Source organism: Vibrio mimicus CAIM 602 (assembly GCF_000338875.1).
GTDB classification, from domain to species: Bacteria; Pseudomonadota; Gammaproteobacteria; order Enterobacterales; family Vibrionaceae; genus Vibrio; species Vibrio mimicus.
In genome coordinates, this window is the sequence record NZ_AOMO01000107.1 from 1 (window position 1) to 1,104 (window position 1,104).

General features: G+C 42.4%; 2 protein-coding genes. Both read left to right on the forward strand.

Annotated features, from left to right (window positions below):
• The first annotated feature begins 7 nt into the window (after positions 1–7).
• On the forward strand, positions 8–169 hold the full coding sequence (locus tag D908_RS00120; protein ID WP_265181576.1) for a GNAT family N-acetyltransferase: 162 nt from the start codon (positions 8–10) through the stop codon (positions 167–169).
• 134 nt (positions 170–303) lie between these two features.
• A complete protein-coding gene (locus tag D908_RS00115; RefSeq protein ID WP_005528055.1) occupies positions 304–963 on the forward strand; it encodes a hypothetical protein in 660 nt (219 codons plus the stop codon).
• Positions 964–1,104: the final 141 nt, after the last annotated feature.

Below are 1,104 nucleotides of genomic sequence, written 5' to 3' on the forward strand. Positions count from 1 at the left end.
TTCAGGTATAGGAACCCAACTAATGGCTCAGTGCAATGACTGGGCTAAATTGCAAGGTGCGGAGCAAATTAGGCTAGAGGTCATGGCTTTCAATAAGTGTGCACAAAACTTTTATGCGAAACTAGGCTTTGAAGAGCAGTCAAAAACAATGTGGAAAACTGTAAACTAACAAACGCCTCAAGAGGGACTGTCAACGCGTGGCGTTTCCAGTCCCAATGAGCCGCGGTGGTTACGCTGTTGTGTTTAAGTTTAGTGTTAATGCGTCGCCAGCCCCTTAGGCGGGCGTTATATGCAGGAGTGTCGATGAGATTTCAGAAAGTTGAGTCAAAGTTAGCATGGTTCAATGAGATATCTGCTGGCATAGGTCTAGTTGTAGGATATTTGTGTTATACGCTTTTCTGGCTGTTAAGTCCTGAAACTAAAATAGAGGTTCAAGTAACTGAACCAGTCTATGAATATATCGTTTTAGGCTATATCCCAAGTGAAATTGAAACGGATAATATCCCAACAGGAGAGCAGTTAGCTAAAAAGAAAAAGGATGCAGAACTTAAGCCTATAACAGCCCAAGTACCCAAGTTCACAAACGAAGGTCAACCTGTTCTAAAAACTACTTCTAAAACATTCAAAGGAATGGGCAAGCCGTCTGTTATTGTAAATCGAGTTGAGCTATTGAAACCAAACTTCGGGAGTTACTCATATACCGTAACTCAAAGGAGTAAGAAGTTTCTAACTTACTTCAGCCCTGACATTTTTTATACTGGCACAGGCTTTTATTACGAGCAAAAGTCCGTTGAGTTTAGTGGCGGTAAAAACGCTGAACTTTTTGCGGTGAAAGTAGCTACGGCATTCGCTTTTTTGTCTTTCGTTTTGTTCCTATTGAAAATTAGGCCCAATTCAAGAAAGTGTCTGGAGAGGTTTAAGAAAACTCGTTTTGATATGGGTGAGGATGAATCAAGCATATAACAAACGCCTCAAGAGGGACTGCCAACGCGTGGCGTTTCCAGTCCCATTGAGCCGCGGTGGTTACGGTTGTTGTGTTTGAGTTTAGTGTTATGCGTTGTCAGCCCCTTAGGCGGGCGTTATATGCCAGTAATCAGAAAGTCG